The following is a 15,700-nucleotide window of genomic DNA, read 5'->3' as shown; positions in this document are numbered from 1 at the left end:
ACTTGGTGTACCGCAGCACTCTCACATTCTGGGGGCGCACGCCGACATGAAGAGGAATCGCGTGAGCATTCGAACGGCCGAATATCCGAGGCCGGACCATTTTCTGCTCCATCTCAGTGACACTCACCTGCTGGCCGGTGACCGGCGACTGTACGATCGTGTCGACAGCGCCGCACACCTGGCCCAACTCTTTGCCGAGGTCGAAGCCTCGGGGGCCCGGCCCGAGGCCCTCATCATCACGGGCGATCTGGCCGATAAAGGCGAGCCGCAGGCGTATGACCGCCTCCGCGAGATCGTCGAGCCGGCGGCCGAGCGACTGGGCGCCCGGGTGATCTGGGTGATGGGCAATCACGACGATCGGGCGGTTTTTCGTACCTCGCTGCTCGGAGAACTTCCCGCGACGCACCCGATCGACGACGTCGTCTTCATCGACGGACTGCGCATCATCACTCTCGACACCACGGTGCCCGGCCACCACCACGGCGAAATCACGACCGACCAGCTGGTCTGGTTACGTGAACAACTGCGGGTTCCGGCACCCGACGGAACGATCCTGGCCATGCACCATCCGCCGGTGCCGAGCGTGCTCGACCTCGCGGTTTCGGTGGAGCTGCGCGATCAAGCCCCGCTGGCCGAGGTGCTGCGCGGAACCGATGTGCGCAGCATCCTGGCCGGTCATTTGCACTACTCCTCAGCCGCTACGTTTGCGGGAATCCCCGTGTCGGTCGCGTCGGCCACCTGTTACACGCAAGATCTGACGGTGCCCGCGGGCGGCACCCGAGGTCAGGATGCCGCCCGCGCGTTCAACCTGGTGCACCTCTATGCCGATACCGTCGTGCATTCTGTCGTGCCGCTCGGCAGCCATCCGGAACTTGATTTCATCGATGCGCACGAAAGCGCCCGACGGTTGGCCGAATCCGGAATTGAGATCCTGCCCGCCGGGACCCTGCCACCGGCACCGGTTCCGCCGCTGACCACCCCGATTCCTGTCTACAGCGGGTAGTCGGCCTCGCTCGGCGCCGCCGGCCGCTCCCACGGTGCGGGGAACGGAAAGTACAGTTCGAGGAACTCGGTGACAGCCTCGCGTCGCACCTCGTCGGAGATCTCGGGAAAGCTGCCGTCATTGAGGCAGAACATGTCTTGATCGCGGCGCTTGCGCAGCTTGTCCATCTGCCGCAAAGCGCGCTTCAGCGTGGTTTCAATGTAGAGCGAACGCGCTTGCGTTTGCGCCACCGCCCGACCGGTCATCAGTGCGTAGTAGTGGTACAGCGAGTTTGTTACCGAGATATCGGTCGCCGACCGGAAGCGGCTCGCGGCGGTGCGTGCGAAGTCGTCGGGGAACTCCTGCTCCAACTCGTTCATGACGCTCTTGCACAGGGGCGCCGCAGTGTGTTCAAGATGGCGCGTGGTGACTTTCCCGAAGCGTTCGAGCAGCAGCGCCCGGTTCACTCGGGCGGCATTCTCAAACCCGCTTCGACTCGGGTCGTTCTCGCCGAGCCCGATGCGCGTGGGGGCCTCGATGAACTTGGTGATCCCGCCCGGCGAGAAGAACATCTCCGGACCCACCGGGCGACCAAAGAACATGTCGTCATTGGAATACAAGAAGTGCTCGGCAATGCCAGGGATGTTGTGGAGTTGGCTCTCGACCGCGTGCGAATTGTGGGTGGGCAGCACGCTCGGGTCGGCAAAGAACTCTTCGCTGCGCATGATCGTGACCCGCGGGTGATCCGCGAGCCAGACCGGAGCGGGTGAATCCGTGGCGATGAAGATGCGACGCACCCACGGCGCAAAGAGGTAAACGCTGCGGAGCGCGTACTTGAGCTCGTCGATCTGACGAAAGCGCGCATCGGAGTCGTCGCCCTCCCCCACCTGGTGAGATTCCATCCGCAGTGCACGTTCACGTTGGAAATCGGCCGACGAGCCGTCAACCCAGGAGAAGACCATGTCAATGTCGAAGCTCACGTCACTGGCGAGATCGTCGAACATGCTGCGCAGGGTGCGCCACTCCCGGTTGTACAGCACAACGGTGGTCTCGCGTGCCTCGGAGCGCAGCAGCCGAGTGCGCATCAGCGCATTCTCGACCGGCGCGATGATCTCGTCGTCGTCGAACCGCCAGAATTCCAGTTGGAAAGCGGTCTCTGCGCCGTAACGCAACCGCCCGATCGGTTCGATACGTGGGCGGTAGACCCGAAAGACCGCACACCGACGCAGGGTCGCCAGGGCGCCGTCGGCGATGAGCAACGGCTGCGCCTGCGTGCCGTCAGCGGGCTTGGCATAAAACGGCTCCTCGGCGAAGGCCGCGGAGAGAGCCCGGGAAATCGTCGCGCGCTTCGACCGGTCGACGGCGATTACCAGCCGGTTGTGGTCACCGCGCACCAACAGAAAGTCGATGCCAGCCTGCTCGAGGGCATCGTGCACAGCCACGAGGTCTTTCGCCATCGATTCGTGCGGTGTGTAGTGTCCGTTCACCAGGGCGATCTCGCCTTTGCGCACGACCACATCGTCACGGTCAAAACGGCGCGTGCGTGGGTCGACAGTGACGAGCACCGGCTCGGGCTCGGCGCTGAGCGACAGAACCGGCATCGATCCGGTTGCGGTCGTCGTCGGGTCGGCGGCGACCCGGGGTTCGCCAAGGCTTCCGGATGTCGCGAGCGAGTCCGCGCGGTCAAAAGTAGACATGGTCTCCTGGGGGGATCGGAAGGCGCATTCACGACGCTGCCGGAATGTCGAGACCTAGATCTGTGCAACCCGAGTGAATTCAGTCGCGTCTGTTTCAGTGTACGTCCGCCCGCGTCACGACACAGCCACGCCCCACCGACACCGGCAGTAAGCGTCGGGAAAGCCGCTCACCCCCGGTGTGCAATACTGGGTGATGCTAGCAGCGGGTGAGCCTTGCGACCCGCTCGGAGAGTGCGGAACGCCCGCCGATCAATGTGATTGTCTTCGGAGCAAAGGCCGTTAGATCCCCGCGGATCCCGGCCGGCACGCACGCCGGCTGCACCACGTAGAGCGGCGCTCCCTTGGCACCCGCCAGCGCCGCACCAGCAAGCGCGTCAGGGAACTGAAACCCGGTCGCGAAGTAGGCGCTCTTCACACTCGTGAACGCAGCCTTGTTGATCTTCTGCGAGGTGTCAAACCGATCGGTTCCTGAAATGCGAGTGACCGTTCCAACACCCGTCAACGACGACACGATACCGTCAGCAACCGCCGCTTTCCCACCGACGACAGTGATCCGAGTCGCTCTGAGCTTCGTCAACAGCGCTGTCGTCGCCGCGTCAGCACGGGCGGCACCACCGTTGACCAAAAGCACCGGCACACCACGAGCCCCCGCTGCAGCCGACGCCGACAACGCATCGGGATAGTTCAGCCCGGTCGCAACATAGGCCAATGACACCGAACCGGAAAACGCCTGCGCGACAACCTGCCGAGCCGTGTCAAACCGGTCGACACCCGCGACCCGTTTCACCGTCGGCGCAAGCTCCTTCAACTCGGCCAGAACACCGTTCGACACCGCCGCAGTACCCCCGACAACCACGATCTTTCCCGGCTTCACACGCGTGATCTCGGCCCGCACCGACGCCGGAAGCTCGGTCGGCTGCGTCAAAAGCAACGGCCCACCCTCCTTCGTCGCCGCCGGGGCCGCCCCGAGCGCATCCGGGTAGTTCGTGCCCGTCACAATGTAAACGACCGGAGCCGACGTCGCGAAACCAGCGCGCGAGATCGCAACGGCCGTCGCATACCGATCCTCACCCGAAATGCGCGTGACGACGGGACTCCACGGGGCCGGCGTCGGAGTCGGCGTGGGTGTCGGCGTGGGCGTGGGCGTCGGAGTCGGCGTCGCAGTCGGCGTCGGCGTCGCAGTCGGCGTCGGCGTCGCAGTCGGCGTCGGCGTCGCAGTCGGCGTCGGCGTCGCAGTCGGCGTGGGTGTCGGCGTGGGCGTGGGCGTCGGCGTCGCAGTCGGAGTCGGAGTCGGCGTCGCAGTCGGAGTCGGAGTCGGCGTCGCAGTCGGAGTCGGCGTCGCAGTCGGCGTCGGCGTCGGCGTGGGTGTCGGCGTACCCAGCTTCGCCGCAATCGTTGCGGTGGGTGCGGAGACCTTGGTCACCGTGCCATATCCGACGCGTGAACCCGTGACGTCCACGCTGATCTGGCTGCCGACATCCGCCGCTGTCAGAGTGTATTTCGTCGACGTAGCGCCCGAAATTACGGTGCCATCCCGCTGCCAGCGCTGGGTTATCGTGGCGTTCGCAGGCTGCCAGGTGCCGACGTTCGCTGTCAGAATCTGACCGTCGATGAGAGTTCCCGTGATGGTTGGGGTCACCCCGGTCACCGGAGGAAGGGGTGCGTTGTCCACCATCGAGGCGTTGATGCCCGTTGCACGGCCGCCGGCGCTGACGTAGACGGCACTCGCATCACCAATGAAGCTCACGTTGTTCCACACCTGCGGGTCGTAGTTTCCGCTGCTGGTTTTAGCCTTCGTAAAGCCAACGGTGTACTGCCCCGCCGGAAGGCCGACAAACCGGTACGTGCCAGCCGTGCCCAGATTCGCGATCTCCGGGGCGACGATGCGGCCCGTGTACCAACCCATCGTGCTGTAGCGCTCATAAAGCTCCACCGAAAAATCAACGCCGGCCGGGATCGGGGCAACGCCGCCCGCGGTCCGCGTGTTGACCGTGCCCGAAATTGACACGCCCGGCGCGAGCTTGACCGCACCCACGTCCACCGCACTCGCCCCACCAGCCTGGATGAACTCCCGGCTCGGCGCCGGATACACACTCCACGCGAGCGCCGTTTCAGCACGGGAAAGATCACGGAACGACAACTTGTATCGAGCGTCTCGCGGCACATCGAAGCCATAACTGCCGTTGACCGTCGTCACACGCTCGATCGCGCCCATGGCCTCATCACCCAACGACGTGTCTTGCACGTCATACAGGGTCACCTCGATCGGAATCCCCAACGGCACATTCGCCTGGTTCGTCACACGCCCGGTGAGATTCGCCGCGCTGTTCCGGGCGATCATCGAGAAGTTCAGATTCGACAGTGCCGCATTACCTCCGGGCGGGTACAACACCTCGGCGGCTTTCATCGACCCCTTGCGCGGCCAAAATTCGTCATGGTAACGGATGCCGTTGGTCACAACCGCCGCCACCCCCACACGATAAACAGTGCCACGCGACAACCCGGCGAAACTGTAGTTCCCCGATTCACCACCGCGCACCCGCACAGACCGAACCGGGGTCTCATCCCACCGAATTGACGCATCGGCGGCATACAAATTGACATCGAACTCGACACCCACCGGAATCGCCGCCGGGGCACTCCCCCGGACCTGCGTGTCAACGTGCCCAGAAATCGTCAAGGCCGACGCGGCCATGGCCGCATCCGGCGCCGGCGCCACAATGAAACCCAGCGACAGCGCCAAAGCCAGCGCCACCCCAGCAAATACCCGAAAACGCGACGGCCGTTCACTGCTCACGAAGGAAAACAACACTGCTTCGACCGCCTACTTGGCGATATTCACCGTCGCCACCGAAGTCTTGGTCGCCGTTGTGTAACCGGCCAGACTTCCCGTGACGGCAACGCTGATCTTTCTCCCGACATCCGCCGCCGTCAGCGTGTAGGTCTTCGACGTCGCCCCGGCAATCGCGACACCGTTGCGCAACCACTTCTGAGTGAGTGTGACGGTCGTGGGCTTCCACGCGCCGACGTTCGCCGTCAGAACCTTGCCATTCGCCCGTGTACCCGAGATCGTCGGTGTCACCGCGGTGAGGTTGGGCAGGGGCTTCGGGGCGATCTTCGGGGTCAAAACCGAGGTTGTCGTCGCCGTGGCATACCCCGCGAGCGATCCGCTCACGGCCACGCTGATCTGGCTGCCGATATCGTCAGTCGTGAGGGGGTAGGTCCGCTCCGTTGCACCGGCAATCGCAACTCCGTTGCGCAGCCACTGCTGGGTCAGTGCTGCGCCAGCCGGCTTCCACAGACCCACTTTCGCGGTCAGCACGCTGCCCTCGGTACGAGTCCCCGTGATCGTGGGCCTCGGAGCTGCGGTAAAAGGCCTGGCGGCGATCAGAGTCGTCGGCACCGATGTCATCGTCGTCGTGACGTAGCCGGCCCGGGTGCCGGTGACGACTGCGCTGATCTGTCGGCCAACATCCGCCGCCGTCAGCGTGTACTTGATCTTCGTCGCCCCGGTAATCGGGCTTCCGTCACGCAGCCATTGCTGAGTCAGTTTGGCGGTCTTGGGATTCCAGACGCCTGGTTTCAGCGTCAGCACCTTGCCGTTGGCGAGTATTCCTGTGATGGTCGGGGTCGGCCCAGTCATCGGCAACGGGATCGGCTTCGCGGCGATGGATGCCGTCTCGGTCGAGGTCTGCGACGCCGTGGTGTATCCCGTCATGCTCCCGGTGACGATCACGCTGATCCGACTGCCGACATCTGCCGCCGTGAGAGTGTAGCTCGCCGCGGTTGCTCCAGAGATCGGGTTGCCCCCGCGCAGCCACTGCTGGCTCACCGCCACACCTGTCGGCTTCCAGACGCCCGCCTGCGCGGTGAGGGTCTGGCCATCGATGAGAGTGCCGGTGATGGTCGGGGTCGCGGGGCTCACCGAGGGCAGAGGCCGCACCACCATCGAGGCGTTGATGCCCGTTGCACGGCCGCCAGCGCTGACGTAGACGGCACTCGCATCACCAATGAAGCTCACGTTGTTCCACACCTGCGGGTCATAGTTTCCGCTGCTGGTTTTCGCATTCGTAAAGCCAACGGTGTACTGCCCCGCCGGAAGTCCGACAAACCGGTACGTGCCAGCCGTGCCCAGATTCGCGATCTCCGGTGCGACGATGCGGCCCGTGTACCAACCCATCGTGCTGTAGCGCTCATAAAGCTCCACCGAAAAATCAACGCCGGCCGGGATCGGGGCAACGCCGCCCGCGGTCCGCGTGTTGACCGTGCCCGAAATTGACACGCCCGGTGCGAGCTTGACCGCACCCACGTCAACCGCACTCGCCCCACCAGCCTGGATGAACTCTCGTGTCGGCGCCGGATACACACTCCACGCGAGGGCCGTTTCGGCACGGGAAAGATCACGGAACGACAACTTGTATCGAGCGTCTCGCGGCACATCGAAGCCATAACTGCCGTTGACCGTCGTCACACGCTCGATCGCGCCCATGGCCTCATCACCCAACGACGTGTCTTGCACGTCATACAGGGTCACCTCGATCGGAATCCCCAACGGCACATTCGCCTGGTTCGTCACACGCCCAGTCAGATTCGCCGCACTGTTCCGGGCGATCATCGAGAAGTTCAGATTCGACAGTGCCGCATTTCCTCCGGGCGGGTACAACACCTCGGCGGCCTTCATCGACCCCTTGCGCGGCCAAAATTCGTCATGGTAACGGATGCCGTTGGTCACAACCGCTGCCACCCCCACACGATAAACAGTGCCACGCGACAACCCGGCGAAACTGTAGTTACCCGATTCGCCACCGCGCACCCGCACAGTCCGAACCGGGGTCTCATCCCACCGAATTGACGCATCGGCGGCATACAAATTGACATCGAACTCGACACCCACCGGAATCGCCGCCGGGGCACTCCCGCGGACCTGCGTGTCAACGTGCCCAGAAATCGTCAAGGCCGACGCGGCCATGGCCGCATCCGGCGCCGGCGCCACAATGAAACCGAGCGACAGCGCCAGAGCCAGCGCCACCCCAGCAAATACCCGAAAACGCGACGGCCGTTGACCGCTCGCGAAGCGTTGAGACAATGACATAGTTCAGGGCCATCCTTGATGTCGGTCGAGAGCAGGTGGATTCAGAGACACCGCAACTCGAACGATCCCCCTTGGCCGGCGCGAACCATCGTTGGCTTCTGCACGATCGTTCGCACGGAAGGCCTGGTCGACGGAATACGAGAGCCTGACGCCATACTAGCGATTAATGAGACAGTGCGTTCACTAATTGCGCTCGAGTTGTGCTGAATCTGTGACCGGCAGACGGCAGACGAAGTCTCGGCAGAGGTAAGCGGTCACCCGGCCACTGCGCGTTGCGCGCGAATCGAACAGCGCGAAGCCTGCCTCGGCAAATGCTCGAGCTTGGCTCTCGGTGACGCAGGTGACCAGATTGGCCGGATATCTGCGGGCCGCTGCGCGCAGACCACTGGGATCGGCGGAACCCGAATCGTCGGATGACAGGACATCGGGTGAGACGACGACGAGCTGTACGGCGGGCTCGGTGAGCGCGTTGATCAGGCGAAGCGTAGCTCCGAAGGCGAGGGGTTGTGCCAGCGCACGGGAGACGATGCCCGACAGCGCCGAACGAGCCGCGTCTCGATACCGAGTCTCGGCCGTGAGTAGAAAAAGCTGATGGGCGGCGTCGGCAATCGCCGTCAGCCCTGAGGGGTAGGCGCCGTCAGAGGGATTGGCGGTGAAGGCGAGCCCCTGGCCTTCCAAAACCGGGTCTCCGCCGCCCGGTGGGCGGAACCGCAGGGCTGTGGCCGACTCGCGATCCTCGGCATCGGCGCTGTCGGATGCCGGCGAGAGAGTGCTGTCGATGAGTCGGCGGGCGCCTTTGGCGTAGCCGACGTCGCCGGTGACCAGTGCCAGATCGAGGAGCGCCCGGGCGAACATCCCATAATCTTCCAGCGTGGCCGGCGCCGCCGAGATGCGCGCGTCGACGCTCACACGCACGAGGGTACCGTCGGCCCGCACATGATGGGCCAGGAGGTAGTCCGCCGCCTGACGTGCACTCACACACGCGCGGTCGTTCTCTCCCGCGAACCCGGCGCGTGCCAGCGCCGAGATCGCCAGGCCGTTGAATCCGGTGAGCACCTTTTCATCGAGGGCCGGTGCGCGCTCGGCCCTGCGGTCATCGAGCTCGAGCGCGTAATAGCCGCCTTCGACGCGCACACCATTGACGATGCTTTCGGAATCCTGGGCGCTGGCGAAGCCGCCACTCGGAAGGCGCAACACGGTGGTGAGAAAATCGACAAGCCCGTCGACGACGATGCGTGCCCACCGCTCGTTCGTGCGTTGCCACGCCCGGGTATACAGGGCGAGCAACTGGGCATTGTCGGAGAGCATGCGCTCGTAGTGCGGTTCCGACCAGTCGCGCTGCACGGCGTAACGAAAGAAGCCGCCTTCGACCGGATCGCGCAGTGGGGAGGCACCCATCCTTTTGAGGGTGCGCAGCGCCAGCGCCTGTGCGGACGGTCGAGGGTCATCGAGCAGAAAGCCGAGCGTCGGCGCCATCGGAAACTTCGGCGCGCCACCGAAACCGCCAGAGCGCGTATCTTCCTGAGCCACGAGCTGTGTCAGTGCCTGCTCGATCTCGACCGGCTCGGCCAGTGTCCCCGACCTCGAGGCCTCTGGCAGCGCGGCGATGTCGGCGAGGGCCTGAGCCACGCGCGCCGCAGATTCGGTGACGTCGTCGCGGCGCTGGGTCCAGGCATCCGTGACGGCATCAAGCACCTGCATGAAGGACGGGAGCCCCTGTGCCGGCTGCGGCGGAAAGTAGGTGCCGGCGTAGAAGGCCTGCCCGTCGGGCGTGACGAACACGGTGAGCGGCCAGCCGAGGTTTCGGGTGAATGCACCGGCCGCGGCGAGAAAACTGGTGTCGACGTCGGGGTGCTCTTCCCGATCGACTTTGATGCTGACGAAATTCTTGTTCAGGACACTCGCGAGCGCCGGGTCACTGAACGATTCTCTGTTCATCACGTGGCACCAGTGACAGGTGGAATAGCCGATTGACACGAGCACCGGCAGATCGCGTGCCCGAGCTTCGGCGAAGGCCTCGGCACCCCACTCATGCCAGTCGACGGGATTGTCGGCATGCGAACGCAGATAGGGGCTGATCGCAGCAGCGAGACGGTTCGGCATAGGCCTATTCTGCTCTCTCAGGGGAGAGTGAGTACGTCGGATGCGAGGGCGCGCTGCCGCCGCTGCACCCGCATCCAGACGAAGAATCCCACAATCGTGAACGCGCCATAAAACAGGTACAGCGTCGCCGAGGCGTAGTAGCCCGCACTGACCAAAAGTGGCACTCCGACGATGTCGACGGCGACCCAGATGAGCCAGAACTCGGTCCAGCCCTTGGCCATGCCGTAGGTGGCCAGAAGCGATCCAGTGAAAATCCAGGCGTCGGCCCACACTGGCTCGAACGAGCCGAGAGCGGTGAAAATGGGGGTCAGGATGAGCGTTCCGCCGACGAGTCCCAACCCGAGCAGAACTCGCACCCGGTTGCCCGCCCAGCGCGGAGTCACCGCCACCTGGCCGACGGCTGCACGGGCCCGTCTCCATTGGATCCAACCGTAGATCGACACGACGATGAACATGATCTGTCGACCGGCTTGACCGTAGAGATTGATCGGGTTGGGCGTGCCGAAGACGGCCCCGAGGAAGACGGTGAACAGCAGAGCGTTGCCGGCAATTCCAACCGGCCAGGCCCACACCTTGCGTCGCATACCGCCGAGTGCGCTGGCCAGACCGAAGAGGTTGCCGACAACCTCACGCCAGAGGATCACCTGATCGCCGATGTGCAGTTGGGCGTCGAAGAGCCAGCTGATGACATTCATCGTTCCCGCTCCCTTCGCCCGCGCGTTGGGCGGCGTCCTCTGTCTATTTGGTACCGGTAATGAGCGTACCCGGCAGTTCGTACTGCCCCTGCGCCGGCGGGGTGCCGTTGTCGACCAGATCCTGGATGAGCGCGACGACCTGACCGGCAATCGAGGCCCAGTCCTGCTTGATCGTGGCCTGGAACGGGCCCTTCTTATCGATCTCGGCCAACGCGAAGTCCTGGCCGTCGACTCCGACGACGGGCACGTTCGTGACGCCGGCGGCGTTCAGCGCCTGCGTGACGCCGAGGGCCGGTTCGTCCCAGCCACCCCAGACTCCGGTGACCTCGGCACCGCGCGACGAGATGATGTCCTGCATCGAGGTGCGGGCACTGTCGACGGCGCCCGGGTTCTCGACATGCTTCTCTTCGAGCACGGTGATTCCGGCGGCCGCAAACGTCTCGCGGGCTCCGGCGGCACGTGCCTTCACACCCGGGTGCGGTTCGTGGGTCATCATGACCACAGCCCCCGTGCCACCCATCAGGTCGATCAACGCGCTCGCGCTCTGGTCACCAAGGCTGGTGTTGTCGCTCGTGACGTTGGCGGCGATCAGATCGTTGGCCGCGGCATCCATGGCGAAGACCGGAATGCCGGCGGCCACGGCCGACTTCAAACCGAGCGAGATCTGGGTCGGGTCACCGGAGCCGAGCACGATGGCATCCGGTTGCTGCGCCGCGGCGTCCTGGAACGCACTGTTGAGCTTGTTCATGTCGCCAGCGGTGTCGACGACGCTGATCTCCCAGCCCAGCTTTTCGCCCTGCGTGGTGAACTCGTCAATCGACTCCTTCGTCGCTGCACTCGACAGGTAGGGCGTGAGTACGACGACGCGCGTCACATCGTCGGCTGCGGGAGCGCTGGTGCTTGAGCAGGCCGTGAGCGCGAACACAACGGGCAGCGTCAGTGCTGCGGCGAGGCTCAGCCGTCTGGAGATCTTCATGGTGGTGCCTTTCAGGAGGTGGGATGTGGTGCGGTGCGGTGCGGTGCGGTGCGGTGCGGTGCGGTCGAATCAAATCTGGGCGAGGGACTGAAAGCTCCCGGCGAGCGCGTCGTAGAGTGCGCGGTGCACCGGAAGGAGTTCTCGATAGAGAGGGGTGCCGGGTCCGGGTTCGGTCACGAACCCCGCCCCGGTCTCATCCCCAGCGGCGATGTCGAAAAGCGAACGGATGCTGTGAGCCAGTCCGAGGGCGTCTGCGGCGTGTCGGGCGGCCGAGACGGTTCCCGGATCCCCGTGCGGGCCGGTGATGACCGGCACATCGAAAACCGAGGCCAGAATGCGACGCCAGGTCGGCGACTCCGCTGCTCCGCCCACCAGGGCGAGCCGTCGTGGCGGAGGGGGCTGCCGGTCGTCGGCACGCGTGTCGTCGGCGCGCATGTCGTCGGCGCGCATGTCGTCGGCGCGCATGTCGTCGGCAGCGTGCCGCAGGTTCATCGCGACCCCGGTCAGAACCGCGAGGTAAAGATCGACCGCATCCGTCTGGTCGGTGATACCGATGAATGCGCCACGCGCCTGGTTGTCGCGCACCGGGGTGCGCTCGCCGTTCAGCCCCGGCAGGCACAGCAGGCGGGCCGGCGGTGCGGAATCCAGGCGCGCGCCGGCGAGGGCATCGGCCTCGGCAAAGCTCAGACCGGGAAGAAATGTTGCCAGCGCCCAGGCCGACGCCGTGCCGGCCGAGAGCACGGCGCCGATCTGCAGGCGCCGCTGCCAGCCGGGCAGCACGATGGAATGGCGCGGTGACGGATCGGCGGCAGTCGCGCCGATCTGCGCAAACCAGCCGGTACTGCCGAGGTAGAGGTAGGCGTCGCCGGGTTCGCTCCCCACGAGTCCGTCGGTCGTCGCTGCGGCATCGCCGAGCGCCAACACGAGCGGGATACCGGCGGGCAGTCCCCACTCGTGCGCTGCGGCATCCGTCAGAGTGCCCACGATGGACTCGGCGCTGGCCGCATGCTGAACCAGTCGGGGCAGCTGCGCGGGCGTCGCACCGCTGGCTGTCACCATCGCGTGGAACCACTCGCGCCGGCCGACATCGAGCAGCCCGGTCACCGACGCCGTCGCCAGGTCGCAGGCCGGCTCGGCGCCGGCCCGCCAGAGCACATAACCTGCGGCGCTGAACAGCAGGCTCGTCGAACTCGCAAGAGTCGCGGGTTCGGTGTCGGCCAGCCAGGCGATTTTGGCGCCCACATTTGACGAATCCTGGTGGTTGCCGGTGCGCCGGGCCCAGTCGGGAAACGCGTTGCTCAACCGAGTGTGCTGGGCGCCGGCCCGGGTGTCGGAGTAGAGCAGCGCGGCGCGAACCGGGCTGCGCCTGACCTCGCCGGCACCGCCCGAGTCCGCCACACAAATGAGATCTTGCATTTGCCCGGTCGCTGCGACGGCGACGACCCGGTCGCGCACGGCCGCCGGGCACTCGCGAAGCGCGGCGACGCCGGCCGCCCACCAGTCGCTGGGATCCTGCTCCCGCTCCCCCGCACGTCCCGACACGGTCGGGTAGGGCGCCTGAGCACCCGCGAGAGTCACACCGTCGGTGTCGATCAGGGCGACCTTCACCCCCGATGTGCCGAAATCAAGCGCGGCGAAAACTGCTGCGCTCATCGACGGTTCCGGCTCAACCGACTCAGGCTCACGGCGAGCACAATGATGACACCCGTGAGCACCTGCTGCAGGTAGCTATTCACGTGCAACAGGTTCAAACCGTTGCTGAGCACGCCGACGATGCCGAGCCCCACAGCGGTGCCGCCGATGGTGGGTGAGCCGGTTCGACTGAGCGTGACGCCGAGAAAGACAGCCGCGATCGAGCTGAGCATCATCGGATCGGCGGCAGACGGATGCCCGGAAGCGAGCCGCGCGGTGAGGATCACGCCGGCCAGGGCCGCGCCCAGACCCGCGATGAGAAAGGCCGAGAATCTGACCAGTCTGGTGTTGACTCCCGAGAGGCGCGCGGCCTCCGCATTGCCGCCGATCGCGTACCAGGTGCGCCCGAGCACCGTGCGTGAGAGCAGGAACCAGACCAGAAGCATGACGACAACGGCAATGACAATCGGCACGGGAACCGGGCCGAGGCGCCCCTGGCCGAGCCAGATGAACGATTCGGGCAGGCCGAACACCGTCGTTCCGTTGCTGAGCAGCAGGGCCAGGCCGGTGAACGAGGTCATTGTCGCCAGGGTGGCGATGAAGGCAGACAGCCCCACATACGCCACCAGGAATCCGTTGATCGCTCCGGCCAGCAGGCCGGCGGTCAGGCCCACCGCGATCGCCTGAACCGGGTCGACCCCGGCAACGAGCAGCTGGGCCACCAACACTCCGACCAGGCTGGCGAGAGCCCCCACCGACAGGTCGAAATCGCCGACGACCATGACGACGGTTTGTACGGCGGCAACCAGTGCGAGCACGGCTACCTGCTCGAGGATGTTGCTGAAGTTCAGAGGAGTGAGAAAGATGGCGGGCTTCAGCAGACCGAAGAGCACGATCAGCCCGATCAGCCCGATCAGGGTGCCGAGCGACGCCATCCGGCCGGGAAGGCGGTGGGCCAGCGCTCGCACCGTCGGGTTCGCGGTGCGCGGTGCAGATTCGAGACGCGACATTATTCGGCCCTCCAGTAGCAGTGGTGCAAAATCGACGACTCGTCGGAGTCGGCGGCCGCCACCACAGCGGTCAGCCGCCCTTCGTGCAGCACAGCGATCTCGTCGGCGAGGCCGAGCAGTTCAGGAATGTCGGAGGAGACCACGATGACCGCGACTCCGTCATCGGCCAGGGCACGGATGAGCGCATAGATTTCGGCTTTGGTGCCCACGTCGATGCCACGCGTCGGCTCGTCGAGCAACAGCACACGTGGGTTCCGTTCGAGGTACCGGGCCAGCACGACCTTCTGCTGGTTGCCTCCCGACAGCTCGTTCACCGGCTGCGCAACGGATGCCGCGGTGATGCGCAGGCGCGCCACGCCACGGGTGGCCATGGCCTTCTCCTGGCGCGCGGAGGCGACGCCCCACCGGCTGAGGGCGGTGAGGTTCGCCAGAGCGATGTTGCTGCTGATCGACTCCGCCATGATGAGCCCCTGGCTGCGGCGTTCTTCCGGAACCAACGCGATGCCGGCGGCCATGGCCCGTTTGACCGAGTGACCCGGATGCGCAGCATCGTCGACGGTGATCTGTCCGCCCGTTTTCGCCTCGGCGCCGGCGATGATCTTCACGAGTTCGCTGCGCCCCGAACCGGCCAGACCGGCGATGCCGAGCACTCTGCCTCGGGACGCGGTGAGGCTCACGCCCTGCAGTCGGTGGCCGTGCAGGTTCGTGATCTGCAGCAGCGGCACCCCGGCTGTGCCGGCGCGGCGCGGGTAGATTTCATTCTGGGCACGGCCGATCATCGCCGCAACGACGTCGTGTGTGTGGGTCTCCGCAACGGGCTTGGTCCAGACCAGGCTTCCACCGCGCATCACGGACACCGTGTCGGCGAGCTGGAACACCTCATCGAGCCGGTGCGAGATATAGACGATCGACGTGCCGGCGGAGCGAAGTTCACGCAGAACCGCGAACAGTTGCACGGTTTCGGTGTCGGTGAGTGCGGCCGTCGGTTCGTCGAGAATCAGCAACCGCGCTTCGCGGGCCAGCGCGCGGGCGAGCGCGACCATGGTCTGCTGCACGGCCGAGAGTTCGCTGATGGGGGTGCGCAGCGGAATCGTCTGCCCCAGACGGGCCAGAATCGACGCGGCATCCTGGTCCATCTGGCTGCGGTCGACGAGGCCGAACCGGCCGGGTCGGCGCAGACCGAGGAAGATGTTCTCTGCTGCTCCCAGACTGGGGACGAGGCTGAGCTCCTGCGGGAGCGCGACGATCCCCAGGCTCTGGGCCTCGGCGACCGAGCGCGGATGCCGCACCACGCCGTCGATCTCGAGGTGCCCGGCGTCGGCGGGAAGCACGCCGGCGAGCATTCGGATCAGTGTGGACTTTCCCGCACCGTTCTCGCCGAGCAGAGCGTGGATCGTTCCGGCCGGGAACTCGAGGTGCACGTCGTTCACGACACGTGCGGTACCGAAGTCCTTACGGAGACCGCGGAGGGCAAATACCGTCGGATCTGCGCGTTCAGGCATGAGTGGGGGGC

General features: G+C 65.5%; 10 protein-coding genes. 1 reads left to right on the top strand and 9 read right to left on the bottom strand.

What is annotated here, in order from left to right; all coding sequences use genetic code 11:
- Positions 1 to 61 precede the first annotated feature (61 nt).
- Entirely contained in the window at positions 62 to 1,003 is a 942-nt protein-coding gene (locus HNR05_RS00740) for a phosphodiesterase (protein ID WP_343062405.1), read from the top strand.
- Here HNR05_RS00740 and HNR05_RS00735 read toward each other — a convergent pair.
- The 9 genes from HNR05_RS00735 to HNR05_RS00695 form a co-directional block, all read right to left on the bottom strand.
- Entirely contained in the window at positions 991 to 2,679 is a 1,689-nt protein-coding gene (locus tag HNR05_RS00735) for a stealth family protein (RefSeq protein ID WP_179577277.1), read from the bottom strand. The genes HNR05_RS00740 and HNR05_RS00735 overlap by 13 nt on opposite strands.
- A gap of 196 nt (positions 2,680 to 2,875) precedes the next feature.
- Entirely contained in the window at positions 2,876 to 5,476 is a 2,601-nt protein-coding gene (locus tag HNR05_RS17860) for a cell wall-binding repeat-containing protein (RefSeq protein ID WP_179577276.1), read from the bottom strand.
- A 27-nt stretch (positions 5,477 to 5,503) separates the two neighbouring features.
- A complete protein-coding gene (locus HNR05_RS00725; RefSeq protein WP_179577275.1) occupies positions 5,504 to 7,771 on the bottom strand; it encodes a hypothetical protein in 2,268 nt (755 codons plus the stop codon).
- Positions 7,772 to 7,954: 183 nt separating this feature from the next.
- Entirely contained in the window at positions 7,955 to 9,874 is a 1,920-nt protein-coding gene (locus HNR05_RS00720) for a thioredoxin domain-containing protein (protein WP_179577274.1), read from the bottom strand.
- Positions 9,875 to 9,891: 17 nt separating this feature from the next.
- Positions 9,892 to 10,569: a nicotinamide riboside transporter PnuC gene (gene pnuC / locus HNR05_RS00715; RefSeq protein WP_179577273.1), complete on the bottom strand. Its 678-nt coding sequence runs from the start codon at positions 10,567 to 10,569 to the stop codon at positions 9,892 to 9,894.
- A 43-nt stretch (positions 10,570 to 10,612) separates the two neighbouring features.
- Positions 10,613 to 11,545, bottom strand: a complete 933-nt coding sequence (locus tag HNR05_RS00710; protein WP_179577272.1) for a sugar ABC transporter substrate-binding protein — start codon at positions 11,543 to 11,545, stop codon at positions 10,613 to 10,615.
- A 69-nt stretch (positions 11,546 to 11,614) separates the two neighbouring features.
- The gene (locus HNR05_RS00705; protein WP_179577271.1) at positions 11,615 to 13,198 is read right to left on the bottom strand and encodes an FGGY family carbohydrate kinase; all 1,584 of its coding nucleotides are present in this window, start codon (positions 13,196 to 13,198) and stop codon (positions 11,615 to 11,617) included.
- On the bottom strand, positions 13,195 to 14,187 hold the full coding sequence (locus HNR05_RS00700) for an ABC transporter permease (RefSeq protein ID WP_179577270.1): 993 nt from the start codon (positions 14,185 to 14,187) through the stop codon (positions 13,195 to 13,197). The genes HNR05_RS00705 and HNR05_RS00700 overlap by 4 nt, the downstream gene beginning before the upstream one ends.
- A complete protein-coding gene (locus HNR05_RS00695) occupies positions 14,187 to 15,689 on the bottom strand; it encodes a sugar ABC transporter ATP-binding protein (RefSeq protein WP_179577269.1) in 1,503 nt (500 codons plus the stop codon). The genes HNR05_RS00700 and HNR05_RS00695 overlap by 1 nt, the downstream gene beginning before the upstream one ends.
- Positions 15,690 to 15,700: the final 11 nt, after the last annotated feature.

Origin of the sequence: Leifsonia psychrotolerans, from assembly GCF_013410665.1 — a bacterium.
Taxonomy (GTDB): Bacteria; Actinomycetota; Actinomycetes; order Actinomycetales; family Microbacteriaceae; genus Cryobacterium; species Cryobacterium psychrotolerans_A.
The sequence above is the reverse complement of the archived record's forward strand: the minus strand, read 5'-3'. Positions and strand labels throughout refer to the sequence as shown.

Coding starts and splice junctions, on each gene's coding strand:
- HNR05_RS00710 (WP_179577272.1), bottom strand. CDS start 11,545: ATGAAGATCTCCAGACGGCTGAGCCTCGCCGCAGCACTGACGCTGCCC.
- HNR05_RS00735 (WP_179577277.1), bottom strand. CDS start 2,679: ATGTCTACTTTTGACCGCGCGGACTCGCTCGCGACATCCGGAAGCCTT.
- HNR05_RS00700 (WP_179577270.1), bottom strand. CDS start 14,187: ATGTCGCGTCTCGAATCTGCACCGCGCACCGCGAACCCGACGGTGCGA.
- HNR05_RS00695 (WP_179577269.1), bottom strand. CDS start 15,689: ATGCCTGAACGCGCAGATCCGACGGTATTTGCCCTCCGCGGTCTCCGT.
- HNR05_RS00705 (WP_179577271.1), bottom strand. CDS start 13,198: ATGAGCGCAGCAGTTTTCGCCGCGCTTGATTTCGGCACATCGGGGGTG.
- HNR05_RS00720 (WP_179577274.1), bottom strand. CDS start 9,874: ATGCCGAACCGTCTCGCTGCTGCGATCAGCCCCTATCTGCGTTCGCAT.
- pnuC (WP_179577273.1), bottom strand. CDS start 10,569: ATGAATGTCATCAGCTGGCTCTTCGACGCCCAACTGCACATCGGCGAT.
- HNR05_RS00725 (WP_179577275.1), bottom strand. CDS start 7,771: ATGTCATTGTCTCAACGCTTCGCGAGCGGTCAACGGCCGTCGCGTTTT.